Origin of the sequence: Niabella insulisoli (genome assembly GCF_039652435.2) — a bacterium.
GTDB classification, from domain to species: Bacteria; Bacteroidota; Bacteroidia; order Chitinophagales; family Chitinophagaceae; genus Niabella; species Niabella insulamsoli.
In genome coordinates, this window is record NZ_CP190246.1 from 469,216 (window position 1) to 491,215 (window position 22,000).

Annotated in this window: 19 protein-coding genes; 7 read left to right on the forward strand and 12 right to left on the reverse strand. The window is 43.9% G+C overall.

Annotated elements, in window-relative coordinates; all coding sequences use genetic code 11:
- Positions 1-20 precede the first annotated feature (20 nt).
- Positions 21-1,028 (reverse strand): polyprenyl synthetase family protein, encoded by a 1,008-nt coding sequence (locus ABDK00_RS01985; RefSeq protein ID WP_346237828.1) that lies wholly within the window; start codon positions 1,026-1,028, stop codon positions 21-23.
- A gap of 1,434 nt (positions 1,029-2,462) precedes the next feature.
- Here ABDK00_RS01985 and ABDK00_RS01990 point away from each other — a divergent pair.
- Positions 2,463-2,795 carry an OmpA family protein gene (locus tag ABDK00_RS01990; protein WP_425474791.1) on the forward strand — a complete coding sequence of 111 codons (333 nt, stop codon included), beginning with the start codon at positions 2,463-2,465 and terminating at the stop codon, positions 2,793-2,795.
- Positions 2,796-3,330: 535 nt separating this feature from the next.
- Here ABDK00_RS01990 and ABDK00_RS01995 read toward each other — a convergent pair.
- Both ABDK00_RS01995 and ABDK00_RS02000 read right to left on the reverse strand, forming a co-directional pair.
- Complete coding sequence (locus ABDK00_RS01995) at positions 3,331-4,623, reverse strand: hemolysin family protein (protein ID WP_346237830.1); 1,293 nt, start codon at positions 4,621-4,623, stop codon at positions 3,331-3,333.
- Positions 4,623-5,237, reverse strand: a complete 615-nt coding sequence (locus ABDK00_RS02000; protein ID WP_346237831.1) for a phosphatase PAP2 family protein — start codon at positions 5,235-5,237, stop codon at positions 4,623-4,625. Before ABDK00_RS02000 ends, ABDK00_RS01995 begins: the two co-directional genes overlap by 1 nt.
- 108 nt (positions 5,238-5,345) lie before the next feature.
- Between ABDK00_RS02000 and ABDK00_RS02005 the strand changes: the two genes are divergently transcribed.
- Complete coding sequence (locus ABDK00_RS02005) at positions 5,346-6,365, forward strand: LD-carboxypeptidase (RefSeq protein WP_346237832.1); 1,020 nt, start codon at positions 5,346-5,348, stop codon at positions 6,363-6,365.
- Between the two features lie 18 nt (positions 6,366-6,383).
- A complete protein-coding gene (locus ABDK00_RS02010; RefSeq protein WP_346237833.1) occupies positions 6,384-7,298 on the forward strand; it encodes an LD-carboxypeptidase in 915 nt (304 codons plus the stop codon).
- A gap of 245 nt (positions 7,299-7,543) precedes the next feature.
- On the opposite strand, the gene ABDK00_RS02015 is transcribed toward ABDK00_RS02010, so the two are convergent.
- From ABDK00_RS02015 to glmM, 8 genes are all read right to left on the reverse strand, one after another.
- Positions 7,544-7,729, reverse strand: coding sequence for a hypothetical protein (locus ABDK00_RS02015; protein ID WP_346237834.1), 186 nt, complete (start codon positions 7,727-7,729; stop codon positions 7,544-7,546).
- Positions 7,730-7,826: 97 nt separating this feature from the next.
- On the reverse strand, positions 7,827-8,336 hold the full coding sequence (locus tag ABDK00_RS02020; RefSeq protein WP_346237835.1) for a hypothetical protein: 510 nt from the start codon (positions 8,334-8,336) through the stop codon (positions 7,827-7,829).
- Positions 8,337-8,443: 107 nt separating this feature from the next.
- Entirely contained in the window at positions 8,444-8,824 is a 381-nt protein-coding gene (locus ABDK00_RS02025) for an RNA-binding protein (RefSeq protein ID WP_346237836.1), read from the reverse strand.
- A gap of 217 nt (positions 8,825-9,041) precedes the next feature.
- Positions 9,042-9,488: a 50S ribosomal protein L9 gene (rplI, locus tag ABDK00_RS02030; RefSeq protein WP_346237837.1), complete on the reverse strand. Its 447-nt coding sequence runs from the start codon at positions 9,486-9,488 to the stop codon at positions 9,042-9,044.
- Between the two features lie 139 nt (positions 9,489-9,627).
- Positions 9,628-9,891, reverse strand: a complete 264-nt coding sequence (rpsR, locus tag ABDK00_RS02035; RefSeq protein WP_346237838.1) for a 30S ribosomal protein S18 — start codon at positions 9,889-9,891, stop codon at positions 9,628-9,630.
- Positions 9,892-9,895: 4 nt separating this feature from the next.
- The gene (rpsF, locus tag ABDK00_RS02040) at positions 9,896-10,252 is read right to left on the reverse strand and encodes a 30S ribosomal protein S6 (RefSeq protein WP_346237839.1); all 357 of its coding nucleotides are present in this window, start codon (positions 10,250-10,252) and stop codon (positions 9,896-9,898) included.
- A gap of 234 nt (positions 10,253-10,486) precedes the next feature.
- Positions 10,487-10,963, reverse strand: a complete 477-nt coding sequence (locus ABDK00_RS02045) for a hypothetical protein (protein ID WP_346237840.1) — start codon at positions 10,961-10,963, stop codon at positions 10,487-10,489.
- A 132-nt stretch (positions 10,964-11,095) separates the two neighbouring features.
- Positions 11,096-12,490 (reverse strand): phosphoglucosamine mutase, encoded by a 1,395-nt coding sequence (gene glmM, locus ABDK00_RS02050; RefSeq protein WP_346237841.1) that lies wholly within the window; start codon positions 12,488-12,490, stop codon positions 11,096-11,098.
- A 156-nt stretch (positions 12,491-12,646) separates the two neighbouring features.
- Between glmM and metG the strand changes: the two genes are divergently transcribed.
- The 4 genes from metG to ABDK00_RS02070 all read left to right on the forward strand — a co-directional run bounded on the left by metG (position 12,647) and on the right by ABDK00_RS02070 (position 20,468).
- On the forward strand, positions 12,647-14,740 hold the full coding sequence (gene metG / locus ABDK00_RS02055) for a methionine--tRNA ligase (protein WP_346237842.1): 2,094 nt from the start codon (positions 12,647-12,649) through the stop codon (positions 14,738-14,740).
- Between the two features lie 115 nt (positions 14,741-14,855).
- The gene (locus tag ABDK00_RS02060; RefSeq protein WP_346237843.1) at positions 14,856-18,746 is read left to right on the forward strand and encodes a hypothetical protein; all 3,891 of its coding nucleotides are present in this window, start codon (positions 14,856-14,858) and stop codon (positions 18,744-18,746) included.
- 61 nt (positions 18,747-18,807) lie between these two features.
- On the forward strand, positions 18,808-19,254 hold the full coding sequence (locus ABDK00_RS02065; RefSeq protein ID WP_346237844.1) for a GNAT family N-acetyltransferase: 447 nt from the start codon (positions 18,808-18,810) through the stop codon (positions 19,252-19,254).
- A gap of 89 nt (positions 19,255-19,343) precedes the next feature.
- Positions 19,344-20,468: a cysteine desulfurase family protein gene (locus tag ABDK00_RS02070; protein WP_346237845.1), complete on the forward strand. Its 1,125-nt coding sequence runs from the start codon at positions 19,344-19,346 to the stop codon at positions 20,466-20,468.
- Positions 20,469-20,472: 4 nt separating this feature from the next.
- Here ABDK00_RS02070 and ABDK00_RS02075 read toward each other — a convergent pair whose 3' ends face one another.
- On the reverse strand, positions 20,473-21,996 hold the full coding sequence (locus ABDK00_RS02075; RefSeq protein ID WP_346237846.1) for a SulP family inorganic anion transporter: 1,524 nt from the start codon (positions 21,994-21,996) through the stop codon (positions 20,473-20,475).
- Positions 21,997-22,000 lie beyond the last annotated feature (4 nt).

Below are 22,000 nucleotides of genomic sequence, written 5' to 3' on the forward strand. Positions count from 1 at the left end.
GAATGACGTTTGAGCGCACCTTAATATTTGCGTTCTGTAACATAGTCTACCAGGTCCTGCAATCCCTTTCGATACTCATTATCGGGGCATTGCATAAGTATCTCAATTGCTTCTTTTTTATAAGCATACATTTTCTCAGTGGCGTAGTCGATGCCACCGCTTGATTTTACTACATCTAATACCCAGGCCACCTTTTTTTTATCGTTATTATTATTTTTTACAATATTAATAACGCGACGCTTTGTTGATGAATCTGTATTATTTAGGGTGTAAATGAGCGGAAGCGTCATCTTCTTTTCCTTAATGTCATTTCCGGTAGGCTTTCCCACATCTTCGCTGGCATAGTCGAAGAGGTCGTCTTTTATTTGAAAGGCGATTCCGGTTTTTTCCCCGAAAAGCCTCATTTGTTCGGCATAGCCGTCATTTTCAGAGGCCGACCAGGCGCCGGCACTGCAAGCGGACGCCAGCAACGAAGCGGTTTTATTGCGGATAATCTCGTAATAAATATCTTCTCTCAAATTAAGGCTTCTGGCTTTTTCCAATTGCAGTAATTCGCCCTCGCTCATTTTTTTCACCGCATCGGTCAAGATATGCAAAATTCTATAATCCTGGTTTTCAAGGGAAAGCATTAAGCCTTTCGCCAGCAGATAATCGCCGACCAGAACAGAGGCTTTATTTTTCCATAATGCGTAAACAGAGAAAAAACCGCGCCTTTCAATGGAATCGTCCACCACATCGTCGTGAACCAACGTGGCCGTGTGCAGAATTTCCACAAGCGAGGCCGCTCTGTAAGTGGCTTCTGTAGGCGGTCCAAAAAGTTTTGCGGCGAGAAATACAAACATCGGACGCAATTGTTTTCCCTTCCTTTTAACAATATATCGGAGAATACTATTTAAAAGGGGTGTTTTTCCTTCCACTGCCGTTTTAAAACGCTGTTCAAAACTTTCTAATTCGAATTTTATTAACGATGTGGGTAAGTTCATAATAATAATGCAGCAAAATACAGTATTTGCCCTATTCTCATGCATTTTTTTGCATAGTATTTGCTGTGTATTTTATTTAATATTTTAATTATTTTTTAGCTTAAAATTTGTTTTTTTAACAAATGGCTCTAAATTTGCTAAACTTATTAAGAAAATCATTTTAAATCTTAATCCTTAGTTATGACAAGCAAAAAGTACCAATTACTAGCAGGCCTTAGTTGCCTGGTTGCGTCGACAGGCTTCGCTCAGGTGAGTCCGTCGCACCCATACACCGCACCACACCCGGTTTATGGAACTTTCTCTGTTACAGATGACAATTATTACAACAGCAAACAATTAGAACAAAATAAAGAGTTTGTAGTTGGAAACTACGACTATCCAGGCAAACCAAAAGATATGTGGGAACTGGGTATCAAAGGTGGATCTTTTTCAGTGCCTGTTGCTGATGTAGATGCAAGAATGCTGAACTCTTTCGGTTTCGGTGGTCATATCCGCAAGGCTTTGGGCCACGTAATGTCGTTAAGACTTGAGTATGTGTATGGTGTAGCGCAAGGTTTGAACTGGAGACAATCTACCAGCTACGTTGCCGCCGGCGCTAATAGCCCTTGGGCAGGATATAACGGAAGCAATGTTTATTACAACTATAAAACTAAATCACAGGACCTTTCGTTACAAGCTTTATTCAATTTAGGAAATATCCGTTTTTATAAAGGCCAAACAGGAGCAACTGTTTATGCATTAGCTGGTTTGGGTGTAAATACCTACAAAACAGCTGTTAATGCCATGAACGGAAGTTCTATGTACAGCTTCCCTTCAGGATCTGGCGTTTATGATAACCGCAGGGATATGTTGGATGATCTGAAAAATCTTTTAGATGATTCTTATGAAAGTTCAGCTGAATTAGATCCTTCAAAAAAATGGAGCAAAACCTTTGCTGGTTACATCACTCCTTCTGCTACAGTAGGTGCTGGTATCGCTTTCCGTCTTTCTGACCGCGTAAACTTAGCATTGGAAGATCGCATTATCTTAACTGGATCTGATATGTTAGACGGTGTTCGTTGGGACGAAAGCAGAACTTTGAGCCCTGATAAAGACATGTTTAACTACCTGACTTTAGGTCTTAATTTCAACCTGGGAAGCAAAGCTAAAAGAGTTGAGCCTCTTTACTGGTTAAACCCACTTAACTATGCATATGGTGAACTGCGCAGAGTACCTGAGATCGTTCTTCCAGATGCTGATGGTGACGGTGTAACTGATCAGTTCGACCAAGAGCAAACTCCTGCTGGTTGCCCTGTTGATACACATGGTGTAAGCCGCGATACTGATGGTGACGGTGTTCCTGATTGTAAAGATAAAGAACTGGTAACGCCAACTTATTGCCAGCCTGTTGATGCGGATGGTGTAGGTAAATGTCCTTGCCCAGAAGGTTGCGCTCCTGCTCAAAGCGATTGTGCAGCTACTTTAGGCGCTTTACCAAGCATTCACTTTGCTCCAAATTCAAACAAACTTTCTGATGATGCATCTGCTTCTTTATCAACAGTTGCTTCTAAACTGAAAGCAAATCCAAACTGTAAAGTAGTAGTTGTAGGATACTGCGCCGCTACAAAACGCCAACAGCAATTAAGCTGGGATCATGTGAACAAAGTGATCTCTCACTTAGTTGAGAACGAAGGTGTAAGCAGCGACAGGTTTATCTTCAGCTCTGGTCAGGAAGGTGGTGATTGCGATGTAGTAGACATCCGTGCTGCGGCTCCAGGTGAAGATGGTCCTAACACTGTAGCTCCTCCTCATCCAAATCTTCGCAAAAACTAATTAGTTTTTAGCAAAATATATCATAGCCCCTCTCATTTGAGAGGGGCTTTTTTTGTTTACATGAAAATGATTTAACTGGGAAAATGATGTGGTTGTTGACCAAGGAAATACCTTTGGCGCAGCTGAGAATAGGAAAGCCCGAGGTTAATGGCTGACCTTGCCGATGTAAGCTGTGCGCAGACTATGCTCGAGGCTTGGTACCTTTAGCATAGTTGGGATTGACGTGGAAAATGTTGGGACCAGGTCAACGCCGTAAAAATGGCTTATTGAGCAAGCTCCTATCAATTCGGTTCAATTATTTTGCGTAGATGGCGCGGCTGACAAAAAATAGACGACTGCAGACGATGCTTAAAATAGGTAATAGCGATGCTGCCCACATTAACTGCGGGTCAGCAGTGTAGCGCGTTTGAGGCTTATTGAATAAGAGAATCGGGCTAGCCCTCATTGCCTATGCTTCAGAAGTGTAGCCCCGAGCCAGGTTAACGTTCAGCCTATGGCATAACGGCAGCCGATTATATCTGTTAATTGATTTGACTTAATCCTCCATTTCATTCCGGATCTCATCGCTGATATTGACCAAAACCTTGTCAATGCGATGCCCGTCCATATCAATGATTTCAAAGTCAAATCCGTTCCATTCCATCTTATCTGAGGCGATCGGAATTCTCTTTAGCTTGTGCAGGATAAAACCCGCGATAGTATCAAACTCCTGCTCGCCTTCGTTCATCCAGTCGGTTTTATCAAAGTAGGAGAGAAAATCATAGAAAGGAAGCTGCCCATCTACCAAAAACGAACCGTCATCCCGTTTAATCACTTCATATTCATCGTCATCGTGTTGTGGCATATCGCCAACAATGGCTTCCAGAATGTCTTTAATGGTGATCATTCCTAATACGCTTCCATATTCATCCACAATGAAACAAGAGTGCAATTGCGATTCCTTAAACTTCTCCATTACCTTAAAGGCCGTATTGTTTTCAGGAACGAAAAGCGCCGGCCGCATCAGGTCTTTGAATAAAATGCTATCCTTATTGGTGTAAAGATCTTTTAGAGAAATCACGCCTTTAATATTATCAATTTCACCTTCGCAGATCGGGTAAATAGAGTGGGGGTCGCGGAGTATTTTTTCTTTGATCATCTCCTCAGTATCTGTAGTATTGAACCAAACGATGTCGCTTCTGTGCGTCATCAGCGAGGTGATATTTCGGTCGCTAAGGTGAAATACGCGCTCGATTATTTCCTGCTCGGTTTCTTCCAGCGTGCCCTGTTCCGTTCCTTCATTGATGATGGCTTTTATTTCCTCTTCCGTAACCTGCGAATCGTCTGTTTTAATATTGAAAAGCCGCGTTATCAGGCCAGTCGATTTGGTGAGTAGCCAAATAAAGGGAAACGTGATCCAGCTAACCAGTCGCATAGGAGCCGCCACGAACTTCGCAATTTTTTCGGGAGAAGAAAGGCCGATTCGCTTGGGAATTAATTCACCAAAAACCAAAGAGAAATAAGTAATCAAAATGACCACCAACGTGGTAGCAATGCCGCTGCTATAAGGCGCCAGGGAGGGGAATTTTTCGATGAAAAGAACGATATCTCCCGTTATTTTATCGCCGGAGTAAAGACCCGTTAAAATGCCGATAAGCGTGATGCCAATTTGTACGGTTGAAAGAAAATGGTCGGGATGGTTGGCGAGGTTGAGTGCTTCTTTTGCCTTTTTATCGCCCTTGTTGGCCTGCGCCTCCAATCGGGCTTTTCTGGCAGAGACCAGCGCTATTTCCGCCATCGAAAAAACGCCGTTTAATAAGATAAGTAAGGCTATAATGAGTAATTCCATTAAATAATAATTGATTGCTGATCGAATATAGGAAATCCGATTTTTTTGTTGAAGATTTTACCGAAAGCGGTACCTAACAGGATGCCGAGCGCTGCGCCAAATAAAACGTCGAAGGGATAGTGTACGCCAACATAAATCTGCGCAAACCCGATTATGGCGGCCCAAGCGAAGAGAAGCCACGAATAATTAAAAAAATTCCTGAAGGTTATAAACACAAAAGCCGCGATCCCAAAATGATTGATCGCGTGGTTGGAAACAAAACTAAAGCCTCCACTGCATCTTCCAAGCACCAGGCGCACCATACCAAACATTTCCGGATCATTGCAGGGACGAAGCCGCTCAAATCCTTCTTTGAAAATTCTGGCGCCTACAATATCTGTGCAGGCCGCTGTGGCCAACGCCAGCCCAAACCACCACCATCCGCTTTTCTTAAAATTTACTATCGCAAAAGCAACAATGAATAAATATAAAGGGCCCCAAAAAAATGCATTTCGCATGATCGGAAAAAAACTATCAAATGGCGCGTTAGCAAGATCTATATTAATTATCTTAAAAAGCCAGCGATCGATATTTACAAACCAATCCGGTAAGGGAATATAACCAGGTATATCCATATGGTGCAAAAATAGTGATACTAGATAAAATAGATATCAAGTCCTTTAAATATAATAACTGGCTGACATTATTACGCGGCCTAACGCACAACTTATTATCTTAGCTGCATGAACCGTAAGAAATTTATCAATTCGGCAGCAGTGCTGGCAGCAAGCCCTTTTGTGTCGCTCGGCGCCGTCCATCCGAATGATAAACACGCCGCTGTTATACCGCCCTACCTTCAGCCCGGAGATATGATTGGAATTACTTCCCCGGCGGGCTATACAACGCGGGAAGGCATTATTCCTGCCGCTACGCTGCTTCAGCAATGGGGCTATAAAATACGTGTAGGATACACTATTGGAAAACGCGACCATACTTTTGGCGGAACGGATGGGGAACGAAAAGCCGACTTACAGATGATGCTCGACGATCCGCAAATTAAAGCCATCATGTGTGCCAGAGGTGGCTATGGCAGCGTGCGCATTGTTGATGAACTGAACTGGGATCAGTTTAAAAATAAACCCAAATGGGTGATTGGTTTTAGCGATATCACCGTGTTGCATTCTCATATCCAGAAAAACTTGGGGATTGCTACCATTCATTCAAAAATGTGCAATAGCTTCCCCGACAACTGGGATGTCGCGGACGCCTTACAGCAGCGCACCATCCTTTCTATTCAGGAAGCGCTATCAGGGAGTTTAATGCAATACAGTGCGCCTCAAAGTATTTCTAACAGGGCGGGCGGTGCTAAAGGCTTGCTGGTGGGAGGGAACCTTAAAACACTTGAAAGCCTCGCCGGGTCTAAATCTGACATTGACACAAATGGTAAAATTCTTTTTGTGGAAGACACTGGTGAATACCTGTACAGCATCGACCGGATGTTTTGGAATCTGAAACGAACGGGAAAATTATCCGGACTCGCTGGCTTGATTGTGGGTGGCATGAAGATAAAACAGGACGACCCAGGCGAATATTTTGGACAATCGGTTTATGATATTGTGATGCAGAAAGTGAAAGATTATAAGTATCCGGTTTGTTTTGATTTTCCCGTCGGCCATCAGATTGATAATTTTGCATTGAAATGTGGCGTGCTGCATGATTTGAGTGTAACTGCGGCAGGCACCCAGCTTAAAGAAATCCGTTAAATCGCTATTGTTTTTTCGATGATCATTAAAACGCCCCCCTATCTTAAGCCCGGAGACACGATTGGCATTGTTTGCCCCGCCGGTTATATGGAATTTGAGAAAGCCGCCGAATGCGTGCGCGTACTACAGGAGGACTGGGGTTATAAAGTAAAAGTAGGCAGCACTTTGGGCAGCAAATCCGAAACCTATTTCGCCGGCACGGACGAGGAGCGTTTAAAAGATTTTCAAATGATGCTCGACGACGACGAGGTGCAGGCGGTTTTATGTGGGCGTGGAGGATATGGCATGGGCCGCATCATTGACCGGATCAATTTCAAAAAATTTAAGAAAAGGCCAAAATGGGTGATCGGGTTCAGCGACATTACCATTTTTCATAGCCATCTGTATTCAAATTATTTTATTTCTTCGCTCCATGCGCCTATGGCGGCGGCGTTTAACGATGGCGGCCATGTCAACAAATATGTGCGCTCGCTGAAGGAGGCGCTGGAAGGAAAATGGGCAAGATATTGTTGTGAAAGCCATGAACTTAACCGGCCGGGCGAGGCTGTAGGAGAGTTGGTGGGCGGTAACCTGGCTCTGATTGTCCATGGTATAGGAACACCTTCCGAGCTGAAAACCAAGGGTAGAATTTTGTTTTTAGAGGATATTGGGGAACAAAAATACGCCGTCGACCGAATGATGTATCAATTGAAAAGAAGTGGAAAACTGGATAAACTAGCGGGCCTGGTTGTTGGCAGGTTTTCTGATACGGGGGATACCACCCGCCCTTTCGGTGCTTCGGTTCAGCAGCTTATTTATGAGATTGTTCGGGAGTATAAATACCCCGTTTGTTTCGATTTTCCTGTCAGTCATGAAAAGGAAAATTATGCGTTGAAAATCGGCGCTGGCCACAAATTGAAGGTGCATCCGAAAAAAGTAACCCTGGAGGAATAAAAAAATCCCCAACATTAATAATGCTGGGGACTTCATCAAAAACCATTAACCATTAAACCTTATCCTATGAAAATTCAATTCAAATTTACAACTAAATAAACTACTTTGCAAACGATTGTTAATATAATTATTAAATTTTCACATTTTTTTAATAATTAAGATAGCTTTTTCCAATCTTTCTCCGATTCAGATGCTTAATTCGGCGAATTCAGCGTAAGCGATTCGCTTGCAACGCGTTATTTTTCTTAAATAAACCGCTGTCCAAGGTTCAATTGATCGCTCCAGGCGGTTGCCAACGATGCGGCAGCAGGGTTATGTAACTGCGTAAAAGGCCGCTTCGGAGGTTTCGGGCGCTGTGGCCTTCGGGGCGGCGCGCAGGAAACAAGAGAAATAACAATACAGACAATTAAGGAGGTTATAAGGGCTTTCATAATCCGGGCTTTGGCTTTTTATTGCAACAAGCAAGCCAGACTGAACGCAAAAAGCCACCGGAGTCCGATGGCCTTTAACAATTATTGAATTTTTTTCTTAAAACGTGTAGCGGGCTGAAACGCCGACATTGGGGTAGAAGTTATTGTAGCGTTTATAATCAAACGGTTCTACGATATTCAAGGTAGGACGCACATCTGCAGAAACAGCCAACGGAATTTTGCTGAATTTATAATCAGCGCCCCCGGTTGGATACAAGCCAACACCAACGCCGGTATAATCATCGTGCTTCGAAAAAGTATTGGAAAGCACGATACCGCCGCCGATAAACCATTTCAGGCCGGCTACGGGCTTAATATCGAAATGGTGCTGATAAGTACCAGCTGCAGAAACACTGGTCCAATTAGCGCCGCCAACACGGTCGGGGTTGATTCCCAGGTTAAATTCCAACGCAGAGGCATTATTTAGAAAGGTTTTATAGGCAGCAGAAGCTACATCGTAGTAGCCGTTGCCGAGCCTCAGGCCGATGGATTGTTTGTAGTCGCTTTGAGCAAAAAGGGAAAATGCAGCACAAATGAATGTGGCTGTCAGGGCAATTTTAATTTTCATATTTGGATATAATTTAACGGCAAAGGTAGCCATTTGAAATTATTATAAAAAAAGGTTCTGTGTAAAAATTACACAGAACCTTTTTTAAAACACTAAATACTAATAAATTAAAAGTCTTTATTGTAATCGCTGCGATCGCGGTATCCGCCGCCGCCATAGCCGCCGCCGCCGCTTTTTCTGTATCCGCCGCCGCTATTGCCGCCGCCGAAACTTCTTTTTTTGTAACCGCCGCCGCTGTTACCGCCTTCTTTTGGACGGCTTTCGTTTACAACGATGTTTCTGCCGTCAACTTCAGTGCCGTTTAAAGCGCCGATAGCCGCCTGAGCTTCTTCATCATTTGCCATTTCAACAAATCCAAAACCTTTGCTGCGGTTAGTGAATTTGTCTAAAACGATTTTAGCAGAGCTAACTTCGCCGTGTGGGCTGAATAATTCCTGTAAATCCTCGTCTTTAAGGTTCCAGCTTAAATTACCTACGTAAATGTTCATTTTTTTGTTTTTAAATTTTAAACTAAGTGAGAAACAGTAACCAAGATCAATGAACATTTATGTAACATGGAACTCTTAATACTGAATATACACCATTAATAATACACAAATATAACCCGTAATTATTAAACCCTATAATAATTTTATATTATTATACCCAGCAAAAAGCGTCTGCATTATGCTTGCAGACGCTTCAAAATGGTTTATTACCGGAAAATTATTCTGAAACTACTTCAAAATCAAGCTCTGTTGAGCGGCCATTACCGAAATCGATAGTAGCTTTGTGAGTACCCAACTCTTTCACTTCTTCGTTAATAATAATTCTTTTACGGTCGATTTCATAACCTTTTTGCTCGCGGATAGCTCTGCTGATCTGCAAATTGGTTACGCTACCAAAGATTTTTCCGGTAGTGCCGGTTTTCGCTCCAATCTTCAAAGGAGAAGCGCTTAGTTTGCTGATCACATCGTTGATCGCCGCCAACATAGCATCTTCTTTCTTCTTAGCTTGTTTCAACCTTTCTTCTAATTGCTTTTTGTTCCCTGCGCTGTTTTCAACAGCTAATTTGCGGGGCAGCAAAAAGTTGCGGGCATAACCGTTTTTTACATTGACTACCTCGTTGGCAGCTCCCAGATTATCTACATCCTGGATTAAAATTACTTCCATTGTATTGTTTTTAGTTCCCTGGCCCAATCCAAGATTGTGACTGTCCGTCGCCTGCGGCGCGTTAGGGATGGTTACTAATAAGATTTATATTTATGGTGCATACTTGTTAAACTATGAACCATAAACGATAAGCTATGAACTATTTTAAAAGATCCGTTACGTAAGGCAAAAGCGCCATTTGACGGGCTTTTTTAACAGCGTCAGAAACCCTGCGCTGAAATTTCAAACTGTTACCCGTCAAGCGGCGTGGTAACAATTTACCTTGTTCGTTCAGGAATTTTTTAAGGAACTCGGTATCCTTGTAATCTACATAGCGGATGCCATATTTTTTGAAGCGACAAAACTTTTTTACACGCTTGTCGGTTCTTATCGCGGTAAGGTATTTTATTTCATTCTTTGCCATGATATTAAGCCTCCACTGCTTTTTCGGTTCCGGTTTTTACGCCACTAGCTTTTTTTGCATTATACTCAACGGCGTATTTATCGAGTTTAGTGCATAATTGACGAAGCACAGATTCGTCGCGAAGAAGCTGTATTTTCAGCTTCTCATTGAAGTCGGATGGCGCAGTGTATTCCATTACCCAGTATAAACCTGTTGTTTTTTTCTGGATAGGATACGCCAGTGATTTCAATCCCCATGGATTTTCGTGAACGATTGAGCCACCTGCTTCAGTTACCATATCGGCAAATTTTTTCTGAGCAGCTTTAAACTCATCTTCGCTTAAAACCGGGGTAAAAATCACCATCAATTCATAATTGTTCATTACCCTGTGAAATTTGGTTAAAAAATATTTACCCCTCAGCTTTTGCTAAGGGGCTGCAAAGATAGGCTTTTTAAATTAAAATTATCCGCCAGTGGAGTAGAGGCAGCAGCACCTGCCGTAAAAACGGCAGCGCAGGGCGGCGTGATGGTTTGCTGGCCGTTAACGAACCTGAATAAGGTATTAATAATAAATAGATTAAACTTGCCCCGCTTGGTCGAAGTTTCTGAGGAACAGCTATTTATTATCCCCTAAACTATATTCATTGTTTTCCTCGTCTTCCTCGCCGATGGCTTCGTTTTCGTCGTCTGCTTCTTCTCCGGGCACATCCAGATCCTTTCCATCGAGGGTATCTTTTTCGTTCAGGCTTTCTCCTTCAAAATCTTCGTTATCGAGTTGGGCGTTTTCCAAATCCTCATCATCTGGTGTATTCATCGTCTCAGACTGTTCCAGCAATTCCCGCTCCTGGTCAGAAACATTTGACTGGTTGTCCGGGTTGCTATCATCATCCCTATTTTCATCGTCCAAAATGCCAACTCCTTCTTCGTCGTCAGACGCTACGGTCAGGTTTCCGTTCTCACTGGCTTCTGGCGGTTTCACGTTTTCCTGGCCAGGAATATCGCTAACTTCCGGAAGGTCGAGGGTTGCTTTTTCGGGTTTTAGCTCTTTTTTATCTTTTTCTGAATCGGGTAGGTCGAAATGGGGGTGGCTCATAGAAATGGATTTTAGTTCATTCAAAAATGGACAAATACAATGCCATTACACTTTTGACTAAAGCACCGCTTTCTGCAAGCCTTCGAAAAGGAACATGAAAAAACCCGGAGACACGCCGGGTTTAAAAACTTTTTACTTTATTTCTTCTTTAATATCTGCCATCAGTTTTTGAGCGATGTGATTGGCTTTGCTTTCAAAGTCGCTTTCTGAATAGATGCGGATGATTGGTTCGGTGTTCGACGTGCGCAGATGCACCCAGTCTGCATCAAATTCAATTTTTAAACCATCCTCGTCATTAATAGGATTTTTAGCATATTTCTTTTTTATGTTTTTAAAAATATGCTTCACGTCGACGCTGCTATCCAGTTCTATTTTGTTTTTGCTGATAAAATAATCAGGATAAAGGCTGCGCAACGATTTGGTGCTTTTGGTTTTTTGTTGAGACAGATGTGTCAGGAATAGTGCAATGCCGATCAGCGCATCGCGTCCATAATGAAAGTCTGGAACGATAATGCCCCCATTGCCTTCGCCGCCAATTACCGCGTCGTGCTCTTTCATTTTTTTTACAACATTTACTTCGCCTACGGCGGATGGAAAATATCCGCCGCCTCTCTTTAAGGTGATTTCTTTTAAGGCTTTTGTGCTGCTCATGTTGCTCACCGTATTTCCCTTTCGCTGCGATAATATGTAATCAGCAACGGCGACCAAAGTATATTCTTCGCCAAACATGCTGCCGTCTTCGCAAACGAAGCAAAGCCTGTCCACGTCAGGATCGACTGCGATACCCAGGTCTGCTTTTTCTTTTACAACCGTATTACTAAGTTCCGCGAGATGGTCGGGAAGCGGCTCAGGATTGTGAGCAAAGTTGCCAGTGATTTCTTTGTTTAAAACAGTGATATTTTCCACGCCCAAAGCATTCAGCAGTGCCGGTACAAAAGTGGCACCGGTTGAGTTGATCGCGTCCACCACAACTTTAAATTGCTTTGCGGCGATAGCTTCTTTGTTAACCAACGGGTACGCTATAATCGCATCAATATGCTTTTGCATGTAAGAAGTATTGGTGCTTATTTTTCCCAACTTATCAACCGATACAAAAGAAAAATCTTCAGCTGCTGCGATATTCAACAATTCCTGGCCGGTTTCGGCAGAAATAAATTCGCCCTTCTCGTTCAATAATTTTAACGCATTCCATTCTTTCGGATTATGGCTGGCGGTAAGGATAATGCCACCATCGGCTTTTTCCATCGGCACGGCTATTTCCACAGTCGGCGTTGTACTAAGCCCGAGATCAACCACGTCAATCCCCAGGGATGAGAGTGTCGATTGAACCAGTTGGCTCACCATGGCGCCGCTGATGCGCCCGTCGCGCCCAATCACCACTTTTACGGCTTTTGTGCTGCTGGCATTTTTTTTCAGGATTGTTCCGTAGGCGGCGGTAAATTTCACCACATCCACCGGCGACAGGGTTTCGCCCGTTTTACCGCCGATGGTTCCGCGAATTCCGGATATACTTTTTATTAAAGGCATATAGTTCTCTTATTTGACCTGCAAATGTAGTTAGAAACCGGGAAAGACCGGGAGTGTAAATCAGCTGAAAACGACTATATTGATTGCGGATTTTCCTGCCTTCCGACTTCGCCCCTTTCTGATTACCTTTGCAGGCTAAAGTTTTTAAAGAAGTTTATGAGCGAATTTAAAAGAGTATTGGTTACAGCGGCTTTGCCTTATGCAAACGGCCCTATTCACATCGGGCACCTGGCGGGTTGTTATATCCCGGCTGATATTTATGTGAGGTTTTTACGCGCGCAACGCAAGGATGTGAAATTTATTGGAGGCAGCGACGAGCACGGCGTGCCTATCACCATTCGCGCTATGAAAGAAGGCGTTTCGCCCCAGCAAATTGTGGATCGTTATCATGGGCAGATAAAACATAGTTTTGAGCAAATGGGCATTTCTTTCGATGTGTATTCGAGAACATCCAGCCCAGTTCATCACGAAACCGCCGCCGCTTTTTTTAAAAAATTATACGACGATGGCCTTTTTGAAGAAAAGGAAACCGAGCAATATTATGATGAAAAAACCCATACTTTTTTAGCTGACCGCTACATTATCGGTGAATGCCCGCATTGCCACAATCCGAACGCCTACGGCGACCAATGCGAAAAATGCGGGACTTCTCTCTCGCCAGAGCAACTGATCAATCCGCGCAGCGCTTTAAGCGACGCTATTCCTGTCAAAAAGAAAACAAAGCACTGGTATTTCCCCTTGCAGCAGTATGAAGCGTTTTTGAAAAAATGGATTTTAGAAGATCATACGAACTGGAAGAATAATGTTTTCGGTCAGTGTAAAAGCTGGCTCGACAGCGGCCTGCAAAGCCGCGCTATGACGCGCGACAGCAACTGGGGCGTAAAAGTGCCGTTACCGGATGCGGAAGGCAAAGTTTTATATGTTTGGTTTGATGCCCCCATCGGATATATTTCTGCTACCAAAGAATTGACGGATAAATGGGCCGACTATTGGTGCCAGGAAGATACCAAACTGGTGCATTTTATTGGAAAAGATAATATTGTTTTTCACTGTATCATTTTCCCTGCGATGCTTAAAGCGCATGGCGGTTTTGTGTTGCCAGACAACGTGCCAGCTAACGAATTTTTAAATATAGAAGGGGAAAAAGTGTCGACCAGCCGCAACTGGGCGGTTTGGGTGCACGAGTTTATTAAGGATTTTCCGGGTTGCGAAGACGTTTTAAGATATGTGCTTTGCGCCAATGCACCGGAAAACAAAGACAACGACTTTACCTGGAAAGATTTTCAGGATAGAAATAACAATGAACTCGGTTCCATTTTTGGCAATTTTGTGAACCGCACTTTTGTGCTGATGCATAAACTTTGCAGAGGTAAAGTGCCTGCGCTTCATGCAGGCAAACTCGATGCAAAGGACGAAGCGATTATAGCTGATATACAAGCAGCGAAAAATAAAGTGCAAGCTGCACTGGAAAATTATCGGTTTCGCGATGCGCTGTACGACGTAATCGATTTAAGCCGCAAGGGCAATAAATATATGCAGGACAAAGAACCCTGGATTATAGCCAAGCAGGTGAGTGCGGATCCGGAAGCGCAAAAAAGTATTGATAATTGCCTGCATCTTTGTTTGCAGTTAACTGCGAACCTGGCGATCCTTATCAATCCTTTTTTACCATCGACGGCCAAAAAAATGCTGCACATGATGAAAGTGGTAGATAAAATGCTCGATTGGGAAAACGCTGGAAAATTGAATTTGCTTAGCGTGGGTTATTCGCTTCGCGCTCCCGAAATTTTATTCAGGAAAATTGAAGACGCGGAAATTGAAGCTCAAATACAAAAATTAAAATCCGGGTCGGCAGCCGTAGCGACTACAGATGCTCCAACTCCGGAAATTGTTTCAAAGGCAGCGGATAACAGTAGTCTTAAGCCGGAAATCACTTTCGACGATTTTGCAAAATTAGATTTGCGGTCAGGTAAGGTGATCGCCGCCTCAAAAGTGGAAAAGGCAGACAAACTGCTGCAGCTTCAGGTGGATCTCGGGTTTGAAGAGCGGACGATCGTTTCGGGTATCGCCCAACACTTCGACCCCGAAACCATTGTAGGTAAGCGCGTTGTGGTAGTAGCCAACCTGGCGCCCCGAAAAATGAGAGGCATCCAAAGTAATGGGATGATATTGATGGCTGAAGACGCCGAGGGAAAGCTGGTGTTTATTCAATCAGAAGAAGCCGTTGCGGCGGGGAGCAAGGTGAGTTGATCATATTAAAAGTTTTTATATAAAGGCCGGATATTTATTCGGCCTTTTGTGTATTTTTAATCATTAGACTGTCCCTGTAACATCAAATTGACTACAAAAAAATCTGAGTACCGCCTTGAAGACCAAAATTCGATTAAGAGAGTTGAAGCTGAGAAAGCTGCGCTTTAAACGGCTCAGGTATCGCACTATGTTAGTGCTGCTCGGTATCGTGGCCACCGTGGTATTAGCTTTCAATTTTTGGTTTATCGATCATGCGGAAGAAGCGCTTGAGCAAATTGTTGCCACGCAGTCGAAAGGGAAACTACGATTGAAAGTGGCTGAGTTTAAATTCAACTGGCTAACCAATAAAATTGAGCTTCGGCAGGCTTCCATTTTTAGTACGGATACAACAGCGGCGACCAGCTATGCCATCAATACAAAAAAAATCAGCATCAAGGCCCGCGGATTTCTTCCCTTACTTTTTAACCGCGAAATACTGATCGATTCTATCCAGCTCAGTTCGCCGAACGTGGTTTTTACGAGAAACAAAGCACGGATTAAAAGTAAAGACACAACAGTGGTGGATACCAGCGAAAGCTTTTCTGTGGCCGAAGAAATGGGGCGCATCTCTAATTCATTAACGAATGCTATCAATGTGTTGCAGATAGATAAATTTAGATTGGATAACGGAAGTTTTTCCCTGATCGACCGAACCAAAACCTCGGAGAAGCCATTTGCCGTCAGCAATATTTATGTGCAGCTGGACAACCTGCAACTTGACAGTACCACCGGGGGAAAGGATAAAGAACGGATTTCCTTTACCGACAATATCGCCATACGAACCTACGATCAAAATATTGCCTTTCCGGGAGGCCGGCATTTTATAGCGTTTAAAGACTTTAGGGTTAATCTCCAGAATAAGCGCGTTGAATTCGACAGTTGTACGCTTCGTGCCGTGAAAGGAGACAGTTCCAAAACGGCGTTCAGGATATTTTTTGACAAACTGCAGCTTACCAATATCAATTTCGATTCTTTGTATGGATCTGAAACGATTATTGCGGATTCTGTTTTTTGTAACCGACCGCAAATTTTTCTGGACATTGACAGCGATCGTCGCGGTTCGGCCAACAAAAGGAAGAAAGGAAGAATGGAGCGCATCGACGGCGTTATTCAGCAATTGTTGGGCGATATGAAATTGGGCTACGTAGGCGTGAATAATGCCAATATTGATATCAACACCATTAAGCAGGGCAAGACGAGTACTTTTTCATCACGAAATAACAATTTCGATATGTATGGCCTGGTCGTGATACAAGACGATTTAAAGCCCATTACCCTCGACAAATTTGTGATGTCGCTTCATAATTATCAAACCGAATTGAAAGATGGCCGGTATGCGATATCATTCGACAGCGTGCGTTTCGAGAATGAGATTATTAATTTAAGCAAATTCAAATTTAAAGAGTTCGATCGCGGCCGTGCGATCAAAAGCCTGTCGATGCCCAGTTTCCAGGTGCGAGGTCTTTCGTGGGAGTCGCTTCTTTATGATAATATTTTTTCAGCGCAAAGCGCCGTGTTCTACGATCCGCAGGTAAATTATACGCTTCAAAATAATAAAAGCAAGCGCCGTTCAAAATCACTTTTTGAAACATTAAATAGCATTGATGATGTAATGGATTTGAAGAACCTGGGCATTTACAGAGGTAATATTGTGCTTCATTTTCCTAAAGGCGCTTCGCTGCAACTTGCGAATACCAGCCTCGATTTGCGGGCCAACGAATTTACTAGCGCCAGCCGCATCAAAAATGTGCAGCGCTCGGTTAATTTATTAAGTTTTGATAAAGGCGTTTTTAAAAAAGGAGATTTGACCGCACAGTTGAACCAGGTGCATCTTTCTGAAAATAAAAGCGGGCTTACTGCCTCTAGCTTATGGCTGAAAAGCAGCCAGATCGATGCGGATGCGAAAGCTATTCAAATTGGAACGGTGGTGCTGGATAGTGTAAGCGAAAGTATTTTAGTGGACGGCGTAAAATGGGGCAGCGCTTCCTTTACCATGAAGCAAACCGCCAAAGCGCCTGCTTCCAAAACAAAAAAGAAGAAGACGCCGCTGGTGCTTCGAAAGGTGCAGGGCGCCAACACAACGATTGATGTTGAAACCAGTAAGCATAATATCACCGGTAAATTCAATAAAATTTTATTAGAAGGGTTTACGCAAAATAGCCAGGGAAAGCCGGAGATAAGAGGTTTGAGCCTTGATGGTGAAAAGTTTTTGATGTTGGGGCCTGATATGCGCGTTGCGGTGGGGCAGATGAATATTGAAGATAAAAATAACAGCGTCATACAGGATATCCGGTTTGAAAAGATCAATAGCCTCGACTCCATCGTCGCTGCTATACCCCGCCTTACAATCATTCCCAACATAACGGAAATTGTAAGTGGTAATCTGACGCTGCAGGGCCTCGTGCTTACGGAACCCAGCGTCAATGCATCATTGGGAAAGAAGGACACATCAATTCAAAAGGAAATTAAAAAAGCGCCGGTTATTGAAATCGGCTCCGCCTTGTTGCAACGGCCTGATATCCGGCTCGAAATGAAAAACCAAAAAGATTCGTCGAGCTACCTGAAATGGGATGGCGTTCAGCTCAACAGCTATTTGCAAATCAACAACTTTAAGTCAACGCCCCAGGCGCCTGTTACGGCTGATAAAATTAAAATGTTCCTTACCAACTTTGAATTTATTACCGCAAAAGGCAGAAAATACGCAACCAACGACAACAAGCTAAATATTGAGTTGGATGATGTTTTTGTGGAGAAAGACGAAGACGCGAAAATGAAGTGGCGGACGAACCTGAGCATTCTTGCTTTAGATAAATTGGGTTTTGACAGTTTGGGAAAAAACAATGCCGTGTTAGAACTTGATAAAGGCGATATCAGGAACGTAGCTTTAAATTCTAAATACGTAGGCAGCGTCGGCGATATAATTACCAACAGCCCTAACCTCAGCATTAACGGCACCAATGGAAAGTTTACCACCGCCAAAAACTCCTTGCGCTGGTATGGGTTCACGGCGAGGGATCGCGTGTTGGGTGTGGATTCTTTCAGCCTGGTGCCGCAGCAAACGCCTGAAGCATACAGGATCGCTAAAGCTTTTAATGAAGACTATTTGCGCATCAAAACCGGGAAAATCGTGGGCGGGCCCATAGACCTGGAACAATTTAATAACGACAGTATTTTGAGCATTGGCGGCATAGAAATGAACGATGTGGATCTCTTTACTTTTAAAGATAAGACCCAGCCGGATACTGCAAAAAGATATAAGCCGCTTCCCGCAGAAATGCTGTTAGGCCTTAAAAGCAGCCTGCATATTGATAGCGTGAAATTAAACAGGATGAAGGTTACGTATTGGGAAATCAATCCGAATACCGACACGCTGGGCATCATTCCGGTTGAAGATTTGAACGTTGTCATGCGCAATATCAAAAACTATAATATCAATCCTGACGATAGCATTTATATCATTGCCTCGGCGAATGTTTTGGGTAGTTTGCCGACCACGCTCAACGTGGCACAATCCTACGTTGATACAACGGGCTACATGCGAATGGATCTGGCTACAGGCCCAATGGATCTTACAAAGTTCAATACGGTACTGGTTCCGTTGGTAGGCGCGAAGGTTTTTCGCGGCAATTTGGAGGGCTTGCAGGTAAGCGCTATTGGCAACAATGATGCTGCTATAGGCACGGCTCATATGTATTACAACGGACTGAAGCTTGGCCTGCTGAATAAAAAAGATTTACCCAATCAAACCTTTATGAATAAGGTGGTAAGCTGGGTGGCAATGACCTTTGTTGTTCGCAATAATAACCGCGGCAAGGAGTCGCTGGTATTCTTTGAGCGGTGGCAGGACAAATCGCCCATCAACTACATTATTAAAACCACATTGGAAGGCATCAAATCCAGCATTGGTTTGCCAGGCGCCAAAAAGAAACTGCGGAAATATAAGAAGAGGACAGCAGCAAAAAAATAACGGAACTAGGTGTTTTGCATTATTAAAACAAAAAGATTATCGAACACTCCAGATACCGATCATGGCAAAAAATCCTCCAGATTTTTCTTTTAACAACTATCTTTTTTCCTTTGATAAGGAAAAAATGGATGCGACGGTCGTTCACCAATACTTGGCAACAGAAAGTTATTGGGCGAAAAATATTCCACTCGAAACCGTTAGGCGATCTATTTCCAACGCTGCTTGTTTAGCCATTTTCGATGGCTCGGGAAACCTGGTCGGCTTTGGGCGTATGATAACGGATTATGCGACATTCGGATACCTGGCGGATATTTTCATTTTAAAAGCGCACCGGGGTAAAGGTTTGTCCAAAAAGATGGTGGCGTTATTTGCTCAGCTTGCAGATGAGTGTGGGCTGAGAAGAACGATGCTGGCTACCAACGACGCTCATGGGTTGTATCAACAGTACGGCTTTGAGCCGCTTGCGGATCCAAAAACAATCATGAACAGAAAAGGAAAGCCCTATTAAAGTTTCTTTCATTTGGGCGGCTCCATTAGTCCATATAATTAATATATTTTTATACAATACCTTTGCGCGTTCAATCGACACGCTTTGTTATGGAACGTATATATTTAGACAATGCGGCTACTACGGCTTTAGACCAGGAGGTGTTGGAAGCCATGCTGCCTTATATGACAACGCATTTTGGCAACCCCTCTTCCATTTACTCTTACGGGAGGGAAACACGCCTGGCGGTAGAGAATGCCAGAAAAGATGTGGCGCGGTTGTTAGGCGCGCATCCCAGCGAAATTTTTTTTACCAGCGGCGGAACAGAAGCGAATAACACCGCTATCCTGGCCTCTATCCGCGATCTGGGCTGCGAGCATATTATTACTTCAGCTATAGAACACCACGCGGTTTTGCACACCGTAGCGCATTATGCCGGTAATACTGTCACGCAAAGTTTCGTAAACTTATTGCCCAACGGTCATATTGATCTTAAGGATCTGGAATCCCAATTGGCGGCAGCAGGGAAGAAATGCCTGGTTAGCCTGATGCATGCCAATAACGAAATCGGGAATTTGCTAAGCATTAATGCCGTAAGCGCCATTTGTAGAAAGTACGGCGCCATCTTTCATTCAGACTGCGTGCAAACTGTCGGCCATTATCCGATTGATCTTAACCGCATTGATGTTGATTTTATATCGGCCGCCGGTCATAAATTTCATGGCCCGAAAGGAACCGGCATTTTATATGTCAAACGCGACGTGCAGATAAAGCCAATGATACATGGCGGTGGGCAGGAGAGGAACATGCGCGCGGGCACCGAAAATATTTATGGTATTGTGGGTTTTGCCAGGGCGTTGCAACTGGCGATGGATCATTATGAAAAAGATTCGGCTTATATCAAATCCTTAAAAACCTATATGGCGGACCTGCTTCAAAAAGAATTGCCTGAAGTGACTTTTAACGGGGATTATAATGGGAGCTCATTGTATACGGTCTTAAATGCATCTTTCCCGCTTTCGGAAAAATCTGAAATGTTGTTATTTAATTTGGATATTAATAAAATCTGTGTGTCGGGTGGAAGCGCCTGCAGCAGCGGCGCCAACCAGGGCTCCCATGTTATCAACGCCATCAGCGGCGATCCGAATAAAGTGGCGATCCGTTTTTCTTTCAGTAAATACAACACAAAAGAAGAAATAGACACGGTGGTGGCCAAGCTGAAATCTTTGTTATAACCTATTAGGATTCCGGCACACGATAGTTGGGATCGTCGATTACATCTACTTCGATGACGCCTTCTGCGTTGGCGAGCAATCGCCTGCAATCTTCGCTCAAATGGCGTAAGCGTACCGTTTTCCCGGCATCTGCATAGCGCTTTGTGATTTTATTGACCGCGTCGATAGCGCTCATATCACTAATCCGGCTTTCTTTGAAATCGATCATGATTAATGGCGGATCGTTGATTACGTCAAACTTTTCAGCAAAAGCGGTGGTTGATCCGAAAAACAACGGGCCAAAAATTTCATAATGTTTCACGCCCTGATCATCGATATATTTTCGCGCACGAATGCGTTTGGCGCTTTCCCAGGCAAATACCAAAGCGGCAATGATAACGCCGATTAGAACGGCCAATGCAAGATTGTGGAGCCACACCGTGATCGCTGCAACCAGCACACCCACCACGATATCAGATTTTGGCATTTTATTGATGATCTTAAAACTCGCCCATTCGAAAGTGCCGATTGCCACCATCATCATCACGCCGACCAGCGCGGCCATCGGTAAGCGGCCAATCAGCGGGGCGCCTACCAGGATAATAATCAGGATCGTTGCCGCTGCAATAATGCCCGATAGCCTCGCGCGCGCGCCGGCAGAGAGGTTGACGAAAGTTTGGGCGATCATTGGGCAGCCGCCCATGCCGGTAAAGAATCCATTGACGAAATTAGCAGTGCCCTGCGCGAGGCACTCCCTGTTGCTATTGCCTTTCGTGGCTGTCATTTCATCTACAAGGTTGAGCGTTAGCAGACCCTCTGTGAGGCCTACACAAGCCATAACCAATGCGTAAGGAAAAATGATTTGCAACGTTTCAAAAGTGAAAGGCACCGCAGGCATGTGAAAAGGTGGGAAGCCGCCCGCCACCGAGGCAATGTCTGCTACGGTTTTGGTTTCGATGCCAAAAATTTCAACTACGGCGAATACCGCTATAATGGCTACTAACGAAGGAGGAATGGCTTTACTGATTTTAGGAAAAAAGAGGACAACGGCAATGGTTAGTAAAACGAGGCCGGCCATTGAGTAAAGCGCCGCACCGCTGAGCCAGCTTCCATCTGCCATTTTAAATTGGGTTAGCTGCGACATAAATATGATAACTGCCAGGCCGTTTACGAAGCCGTACATTACGGGCTGTGGCACCAGCCGGATGAATTTACCCAGTTTAAAAATACCGACGACCAGTTGCACAATACCCGCCAGGGCTACCGCTGCAAAAACGTACTCCAGCCCGTGCGACTTCATCAGCGCAATCAAAGTAACAACCGTGGCGCCGGCGCCACCGGAAACTAATCCTGGCCGCCCGCCTAAAACTGCCGTTATAAGACCCATTAAAAAAGCGGCATACAAGCCTGTTAACGGAGGGAATCCCGCCAGAATAGCGAATGAAAGCGATTCAGGAATCATCGTCATCGCCACCGTCAATCCTGCCAGGATTTCGGTGCGATAGTTTATTTTATGGGAAAAATCAAAAAGCCTGATAAGGGGAGTCATATTA

Excerpts from the sequence above, each read along its gene's own strand:
- ABDK00_RS02070 (WP_346237845.1), top strand. The coding sequence starts at position 19,344 with ATGGAACGTATATATTTAGACAATGCGGCTACTACGGCTTTAGACCAG.
- ABDK00_RS02010 (WP_346237833.1), top strand. The coding sequence starts at position 6,384 with ATGATCATTAAAACGCCCCCCTATCTTAAGCCCGGAGACACGATTGGC.
- ABDK00_RS01995 (WP_346237830.1), bottom strand. The coding sequence starts at position 4,623 with ATGGAATTACTCATTATAGCCTTACTTATCTTATTAAACGGCGTTTTT.
- metG (WP_346237842.1), top strand. The coding sequence starts at position 12,647 with ATGAGCGAATTTAAAAGAGTATTGGTTACAGCGGCTTTGCCTTATGCA.
- ABDK00_RS02000 (WP_346237831.1), bottom strand. The coding sequence starts at position 5,237 with ATGGATATACCTGGTTATATTCCCTTACCGGATTGGTTTGTAAATATC.
- ABDK00_RS01985 (WP_346237828.1), bottom strand. The coding sequence starts at position 1,028 with ATGCATGAGAATAGGGCAAATACTGTATTTTGCTGCATTATTATTATG.
- rplI (WP_346237837.1), bottom strand. The coding sequence starts at position 9,488 with ATGGAAGTAATTTTAATCCAGGATGTAGATAATCTGGGAGCTGCCAAC.
- ABDK00_RS02045 (WP_346237840.1), bottom strand. The coding sequence starts at position 10,963 with ATGAGCCACCCCCATTTCGACCTACCCGATTCAGAAAAAGATAAAAAA.
- rpsF (WP_346237839.1), bottom strand. The coding sequence starts at position 10,252 with ATGAACAATTATGAATTGATGGTGATTTTTACCCCGGTTTTAAGCGAA.
- glmM (WP_346237841.1), bottom strand. The coding sequence starts at position 12,490 with ATGCCTTTAATAAAAAGTATATCCGGAATTCGCGGAACCATCGGCGGT.
- ABDK00_RS02065 (WP_346237844.1), top strand. The coding sequence starts at position 18,808 with ATGGCAAAAAATCCTCCAGATTTTTCTTTTAACAACTATCTTTTTTCC.
- ABDK00_RS02075 (WP_346237846.1), bottom strand. The coding sequence starts at position 21,996 with ATGACTCCCCTTATCAGGCTTTTTGATTTTTCCCATAAAATAAACTAT.
- rpsR (WP_346237838.1), bottom strand. The coding sequence starts at position 9,891 with ATGGCAAAGAATGAAATAAAATACCTTACCGCGATAAGAACCGACAAG.
- ABDK00_RS02005 (WP_346237832.1), top strand. The coding sequence starts at position 5,346 with ATGAACCGTAAGAAATTTATCAATTCGGCAGCAGTGCTGGCAGCAAGC.
- ABDK00_RS02020 (WP_346237835.1), bottom strand. The coding sequence starts at position 8,336 with ATGAAAATTAAAATTGCCCTGACAGCCACATTCATTTGTGCTGCATTT.
- ABDK00_RS02015 (WP_346237834.1), bottom strand. The coding sequence starts at position 7,729 with ATGAAAGCCCTTATAACCTCCTTAATTGTCTGTATTGTTATTTCTCTT.
- ABDK00_RS02025 (WP_346237836.1), bottom strand. The coding sequence starts at position 8,824 with ATGAACATTTACGTAGGTAATTTAAGCTGGAACCTTAAAGACGAGGAT.